At 38.7% G+C, this 7,586-nt stretch carries 7 protein-coding genes; all 7 read left to right on the forward strand.

Translation table 11 applies throughout. The features are described from left to right. Positions 1-66 precede the first annotated feature (66 nt). Entirely contained in the window at positions 67-1,923 is a 1,857-nt protein-coding gene (gene walK / locus HMPREF0518_RS01335) for a cell wall metabolism sensor histidine kinase WalK (protein ID WP_035504291.1), read from the forward strand. After that, a complete protein-coding gene (locus HMPREF0518_RS01340; protein WP_003625347.1) occupies positions 1,913-3,262 on the forward strand; it encodes a YycH family regulatory protein in 1,350 nt (449 codons plus the stop codon). Before walK ends, HMPREF0518_RS01340 begins: the two co-directional genes overlap by 11 nt. Before the next feature lie 2 nt (positions 3,263-3,264). Continuing rightward, on the forward strand, positions 3,265-4,089 hold the full coding sequence (locus tag HMPREF0518_RS01345) for a two-component system regulatory protein YycI (protein ID WP_003625350.1): 825 nt from the start codon (positions 3,265-3,267) through the stop codon (positions 4,087-4,089). Positions 4,090-4,104: 15 nt separating this feature from the next. Further along, on the forward strand, positions 4,105-4,902 hold the full coding sequence (locus HMPREF0518_RS01350) for an MBL fold metallo-hydrolase (RefSeq protein ID WP_003625352.1): 798 nt from the start codon (positions 4,105-4,107) through the stop codon (positions 4,900-4,902). A gap of 86 nt (positions 4,903-4,988) precedes the next feature. Then, positions 4,989-6,230 (forward strand): S1C family serine protease, encoded by a 1,242-nt coding sequence (locus tag HMPREF0518_RS01355; protein ID WP_003625355.1) that lies wholly within the window; start codon positions 4,989-4,991, stop codon positions 6,228-6,230. Between the two features lie 465 nt (positions 6,231-6,695). Then, positions 6,696-7,175, forward strand: a complete 480-nt coding sequence (gene rlmH, locus HMPREF0518_RS01360) for a 23S rRNA (pseudouridine(1915)-N(3))-methyltransferase RlmH (protein WP_035518184.1) — start codon at positions 6,696-6,698, stop codon at positions 7,173-7,175. A 209-nt stretch (positions 7,176-7,384) separates the two neighbouring features. After that, the coding region (locus HMPREF0518_RS01365) for a helix-turn-helix domain-containing protein (RefSeq protein ID WP_003625361.1) at positions 7,385-7,586 on the forward strand (202 nt) is incomplete at its 3' end.

The following is a 7,586-nucleotide window of genomic DNA, read 5'->3' on the forward strand; positions in this document are numbered from 1 at the left end:
TGAAGAAAGTCACACAACTGGAAAGGTAAGTGACTTTCTTTTTTATATAAAAATGTTGAATGAATGATGAAAAAACTCAGAGAGAAATTAAATGCTACATTTAATTCAATTAATACTAAGTTAGCGGTCGTGTTCATGCTAATGCTGCTAGCAACAATTGAAGTAATTGGAGCTTATTTTACCAGGCAATTAGAACAAAATAGTATTGAAAACTTTCAATCATCGATTCAGATTCAAACAATCGTTAGCAACCAGTTGGCTAATCAACTAGCTAGCGATAGTAAAAATGCTAATGACCGCTTGAATCAAATCGTCAATGATTATAACAATGACTCGATTAGTGAAATTATTGTTGTTGATAATAAGGACACAATTCGTGCGGTTTCTAATTTGAACGATAAAAGCAAGGTTGGCCAGCGAATTAACAATACTGACGTTAAGCAGGTAATTTCAACCGGGCACCAGATTAATAAGGTGGTTGATGATCATGGCAATTATATGATTCAGATTTCGCCTTTAACTAGTGGCAACGGCTCGAACAACAATGTCGGTGCGATTTATGTTAAAGCCAGTATGCAGGATGTCTTCGATAATCTGCGGCAGATTTCCTTAACATTCTTAATTGCTTCGCTGATTGCAGCACTGCTTGGCGCATTTTTAGCACTGGTTATTTCCCGCGCAATTACTCAACCAATTGAAGAAATGCAAAAACAGGCCCTGCATATTGCCAACGGTGATTATTCTAGTCAGGTAAAAATCTACTCAAACGATGAGTTGGGGCAATTAGCCAAGGCCTTTAATACTTTGTCCGTTCGAATTGAACAATCGCAAGAAGAATCAGATAGTGAAAGACGGCGGCTAGATAGCGTGCTATCGCACATGAGTGATGGGGTGCTTGCTACCGACCGTCACGGCAACGTCAGCGTCGTTAACCACATGGCACTTAGCTATTTGAATGCGGACGAAGACGAGATTATCAATAGACCAATTGCAGAAGTTTTAGGCTTAAAAGACACCTCATCACAGGACTTGATTTCCAGTCAAAAAGAAATTGTCGTTACCGTTAAACCAGGTACGCGTGATGAAATTATTTTGCATGCCAGCTTCTCATTGATTAAGCGCGTTACAGGATTTGTATCAGGTAGTGTTTGCGTTCTTCATGATGTCACAGAACAACAAAAGAATGAAAACTCACAAAGACAGTTCGTTTCAAACGTTTCTCACGAATTAAGAACGCCTTTAACCAGTTTGCAGGCCTACATCGAAGCCTTAAATGAAGGGGCATGGAAAGACCCTGAAATTGCGCCTAAATTCTTGGAAGTTGCCCAGCAAGAAACGAGTCGAATGATCAGAATGATTAACGACTTGCTTAGCTTGTCCAGAATGGACCGTGGCGTTTCAAAGATGGATTTGGAATTTGTTAACTTGAATGACTTTGTTAGCCATATTTTGAACCGGTTTGATATGATTGTGAAAACCGATAAAAATAAGGGCCACAAAAAGAAATACACTATTAAGCGTGAGTTAGGCAATCAGGCCCTTTGGGTAGAGATTGACACTGACAAGATGATGCAGGTGATCGACAACATTATGAATAATGCGATTAAATATTCACCTGATGGTGGTGTGATTACCGTTCGCTTAACTCATAGTCAAGGTCACGTTATCTTGAGTATTTCTGATCAAGGATTAGGTATTCCTAGAAAGGACTTAGGCAAGATCTTCGATAGATTCTATCGTGTAGATAAGGCTCGTTCACGTGCTCAAGGCGGAACCGGGTTAGGTTTAGCCATTGCTAAAGAAATTGTGGAAGCTCATCATGGTCGCATTTGGGCTGATAGTAGCGAGGGCAAGGGCTCTACCTTCTATATTTCCTTACCTTATGAAACAATGACAGAGGAGGATGACTGGGATGAAGTTTAAATTCAAATTCGGTGAATTTTTCTTAGGTTTAGCTACCCTGCTCGCCATTGTTCTTTCTATTGTTTTGTGGATTTTTATCATGACGAGTGACCAGCGTTTCAGCAATATTGGTCAAAATCAGAATAATACTACAAAGCAGCAGGCTCGCAGTCATAGTGCCAAATCATTATATGATCTGTACATTCCAACTACTTCATACGGTTTTGTAGACGGCAGATTATGCCAGTTGTATGATTCAAAAAATAATTTAACTTTGGAATTTACCAAGGAAATTCAAAAAGCCAAGGCAGTTAGCGATGTAAAGAAAATTGTTAAGTCTCGCGCTAAGTACGAAGAATATTTGAATGATGATGCTTATTTGCAATTAGTTTATCCTGATGAAATCACTTTTTCTTTGTTCAATCATTTGAATAATTCTAATAATGATAATCGAGAATTTAACCGTTTCTTTGTTTCGCATTCCAATAACATTATTTATTTAGGCAATGATCAAACTAGTGCGATTTACCGCATTAAGATCAAGGGCGCTAACTTTGATAAGTTGCGTAAATTTGCTCGTAATGCCCAAACTAAGAGTCCAGTGCACTTGGTTAAATTGCAGGAAGGTTATTCACCATTCTATAGTCGAACAACCAATAGCAAGGTTTACAGCTATTTGACTAATCACCAGTCTTATTCTTACTTCGTTTCTCGCTTATTGGGAACTTCTGGAGTAACTAGCAAGACTAATAAGAGTGGACAAACCATCTATTCTCTCAACTATTACACCAGATTAAAGGTGCCAGATCCTGAATCAGGCGAGCATAATTACTTGTATACTCATTTTGAAAAGAATAAGATTCCGAATGCAACTAACCGTTTGCTTGATAGCGTGTACTACGTGCACCAATTGGGATTAACCGAACAAGATCTGCGCTTCTTTGACGCGGATGGCTCTAATGTGGGCTATGTCAACTATATTGAAGGGATTCCTGTTTTCTTGAACCAGCATGATTTGCAGGTTAAAACTACTTTTTCATATGATTCAATTAACGTTGCCTTCAACAGCGTCAATTTCCAAATTCCGATTCCTTTTGATGGTAAAACTCAAGAGTTAAAGCCGACTGCTGAGGTAGTGAGTGAATTAGGTGCGCATGGTCTTAAGCAATCTGATATTCAACGAATTATTGTCGGTTTCAAGATAGAAAAGGATTCTAGTCACCATAGCTTGATTAACTTAATTCCAACTTATTACGTAAAGGCTTACGACGAGTGGAAGAGCGTTGACGAGTGGGAAAAGAAGAATGTAGCTGCTTACCGTAAACTTAGGGAGACAGTTAAAACTAATGAGGTGAAATAAAAATGGACCATAAACGAATAGAGTGGCTGTTTTTCATTGTTTTCTTATTGATCGATATCTATTTGGGGATTGAGATTCTACGTTCACCCGTCAATTTGAGCGGAGCAGATACAACCACTCGCAGCGTGGCCAGCATTCGTTCAGAAATGAAGTCAGATAATATTGATTTGCCAGATAAATTTTCTAATGCACCTACCTCAGGCTATTATTTAGCAACCAAAAACCGTAATTATCTTTCCAATAAAATAGATGCTTTGACCAATGTTAACGCACGCTATTCTAAAGACGAAAATATTCTTTACGCTGCACCTAAGATAACAACGCTCTTGGATAAAAATCCTAAAAAGGCACTGGAACAAGTAAATAAATTCAAGAATGATCCTAAGAATGTCCCTTATGGAAAAGAATTCAAGTATGAGCCAGATATGTCCAGCGAAGACAACTATGTTTTTGTACAAACAACTGACTATGGCGAGATTTATGATGGTTCAGCTCAATTGAGCATCGCGGTCAAGGATCATCAGATTATCAATTATGCGGAATCTTACATGGGTCCAGCTAGTCCAGTAAGAGAATTGCAGTCAACGATCAGTGCATGGCGTGCAGTGCGTGCGATGTATACTAATCGAGAGTTGACTAACAATTCGAAGGTAACGCAAATTAAGTTGGGCTATTCTAAGTTGACTGAAGTTCGTGGCAGTACGATTTTGTTACCGACTTGGTTAGTCTGGATAGAGAACAAGACCACTAAGAATATTACGTTAAAGCGAGTTAACGCATATACGGCGCAAATGCTGCAATCAAGCACGTATAACGTTGAAAAATAGAAAGGTAAAGCGAAGATGAAGGTTTCCGTTTTAGCGAGCGGGTCAACCGGTAATACTAGTTTAATCGAAACAGGCCAGCATAAGATCCTAATGGATGCTGGCCTTTCTGGTAAAAAGACTAAGCAATTATTGGTCGATGTTGGCGTAGATATTAACGATATTGATATGGCGTTTTTGAGTCATGATCATACAGACCATAGCGGTGGATTAGGCGTTTTGATGCGGCGTTATCCCAAGATTGATGCTTTTGCCAATAGCGGTACGTGGCAGTATTTACTAGATACGCAAAAGATTGGCAAGTTACCGGCAGAACAGATGAATACGATTGAACCGGGACAGACTAAGACTTTTGGCGATCTCGATGTCACGGCATTTGCAACTAGTCATGATGCGGCTCAGCCGCAGTATTATGTTTTTACAAGTGGCGGCAAGCGCATTGCCTTTTTAACAGATACAGGCTATGTCTCCGAAGAAGTCGAGGGGACAATTGAGGATGCTGATGCCTATATGATGGAATTCAATTATGATACTATGATGTTAAGAGATGGACCGTATTCTTGGTCGCTTAAGCAGAGAATTCTGTCAGATGTTGGGCATTTATCAAACGATGAGGCCGCTCAGGCATTAGTTGATGTAGTGACGCCTAAGACGAAGCATATCTTTTTGGCACATCGCAGTCAGCATAATAATACGGAATACTTAGCGCATGAGACGGCGAAGGAAATGCTGATTGAAGGGGATGAAAATTTGAGTGATGATGTAAAAATTATTGATACAGAGCCTGATAGTCCAACAAAATTGATAGAAATTTAGCAGTTTTTGTATAGATTATTCATATATTTTTCAAATTTGCCGTGTATAGTTAATACAACAATAATGATACGAGGGGGAAAAGCGGTATGGTAGAGAATCAAAATAATAATCAAAATCAACCTAGAAAAAAGAGTGGTAATAAAATTATCGCCACTGCAGCAATCGTTGGTGTAGTTGGCGGACTTGTCGGCGGTGGCGTGTCTTATTACGCAATGGACCAAATGAATAATGGTCAAGGCAACGGCGCAGCACAAACCAGTATTTCTTCAAGCAGCAGCAAGGTTTCAGAAAAGAGTGCCAAAAATGGTGGTACGATGACTGCTGCTTATAACGATGTTAAAGGTGCGGTTGTGTCCGTCATTAACTTGAAGCGTCAATCAGCTTCAAGCGGTACTGATTCACTTTACAATAGCTTGTTTGGCGATGATAGCGATAGTTCTTCAAGCAAGAATGGCAAGCTTGAGACCTATAGTGAAGGTTCAGGTGTCGTTTACATGAAATCTAACGGCAAGGGTTATATCGTAACTAACAACCACGTTATTTCCGGTAGCGACGCAGTGCAAGTTTTGCTTGCTAATGGTAAAACTGTGAATGCTAAAGTTGTAGGTAAAGATAGTACAACTGACTTGGCTGTTTTATCAATTGATGCTAAGTACGTAACTCAAACGGCTCAATTCGGCGATTCTAAGCACCTAGAAGCCGGCCAAACAGTTATTGCGGTTGGTTCCCCACTTGGTAGTGAATATGCTTCTACGGTAACGCAAGGGATTATTTCAGCACCTGCCAGAACAATCTCTACTTCATCAGGTAATCAACAAACAGTTATCCAAACTGATGCCGCAATTAACCCAGGTAACTCTGGTGGTGCATTAGTTAACTCAGCTGGTCAAGTTATTGGTATTAACTCAATGAAGTTAGCACAGTCAAGCGATGGTACTTCTGTAGAAGGGATGGGCTTCGCAATTCCTTCAAATGAAGTAGTAACTATTGTGAATGAACTAGTTAAGAAGGGTAAAATTACTCGTCCACAACTTGGCGTAAGAGTAATCGCACTTCAAGGCATTCCAGAAGGCTACAGAAGTCGTTTGAAGATCAAGTCTAACCTCAAGAATGGTATTTACATTGCATTTGTAAGTAGAAATGGTTCTGCCGCAAATGCAGGTATTAAGAGCGGCGATGTCATTACCAAGGTTGACGGCAAGAAAGTTGAAGATGTTGCATCGTTACACAGCATCCTTTACAGTCACAAAGTCGGTGATACCGTAAATGTAACCGTGAACAGAAATGGTAAAGATGTTGACATGAAGGTAAAGCTTGAAGGCAACTAATTAAGAAATAAAAATATTTAGACAAAGAAAAAGAGCTATATCACGCGATTTAAAGCAGATATAGCTCTTTTTATTAACTATAATAACGTGTAACAAGGAAAAGTTCGTTTTCTTAACTTGTCAAGCAAGTACTAATGAAAGAGTACTTGCTAATAGATGTGGATAACTCTGTGGATTGTGCATAACTTGGTGAATTTTGTGGATAAAATTTTGAAAAATAAGTAAAAAAATTTTGTTAAAACGTGAGTTCATGCTGGTATATTAAGCTTTTTAACGCAAAGTTTGTGAAAAATGCTTATCCATAGGTAAAATGTGGGAAAGTTTTTTGGAAAAAATTCAATAAAATTTGAACCACAAAGTGTAGAAGTTGTCTTTAATAATACCACAAAATGTAGACTGTGTTTTGAACAGGATGTGGAAAACTGCAGTGGAATTTCTGTTAATTTTGATGATAAACTAATAGGTATGAATATTAAGATTGTTTGTGTTGGAAAATTAAAAGAAAAGTATTTTAAAGATGCGATTGCGGAATATAAAAAGCGGCTTAGTCGCTTTGCAAAAGTGTCGATTGTTCAGGTGCCAGATGAAAAAGCACCGGAAAAATTTAGTGCAGCTGAAGATGAACGCGTCAAGCAGATCGAATGCGAGCGGATTCTGAGCAAGATTAAGGATAAGGAGTATGTCTACGTGACTGCGATTAAGGGTAAGCAGCGCAGCAGCGAGGAATTTGCAAAGGAGATTCAGAATCTAGCTACGTATGGTCATTCGGATATTACCTTTGTGATTGGCGGCAGCTTGGGTACGAGCAATGCTGTCAATAAGCGCGGGGATGACCTGATTAGTTTTGGCAAGCTGACGATGCCGCACCAGTTGATGCGGGTGGTATTGATTGAGCAGATTTATCGTGCGTTCATGATTAATTCGGGTAGTCCGTATCATAAGTAGAAAAAGACCTCTATTTTTCGATTAGGAAGAATAGAGGTTCTTTTTATGTACCATTAAAATTGTCTTTTGCTGAAAAAAGAGTACTACATTATTTTAATATTAGGAATATAAATGGAGATCGTGTTTCCCATGACGGCTAATCCGCCACTAATGATTATAGATGATAAAAGATATTTTAGTTTCTCGGTTAACATTATGAGGTCCTTTCAGTGAAAAGAAGAAATGCAAAAATAGACAAAATAGTTGGTCCAAAATTTAAAGAAATTAGAAAAGAAGCAAATATTTCCCTTAAGGAATTAGCGCAAAAAGTAGGAGTTGTTTCAACATCAACATTATCAAGATGGGAGCGTGGTGAAGAAGGGTTACCTGTAGAGATTTTCGAGAAATTACTTACTAGCATGAATATTTCAT

Origin of the sequence: Lactobacillus helveticus DSM 20075 = CGMCC 1.1877 (genome assembly GCF_000160855.1) — a bacterium.
GTDB lineage: Bacteria > Bacillota > Bacilli > Lactobacillales > Lactobacillaceae > Lactobacillus > Lactobacillus helveticus.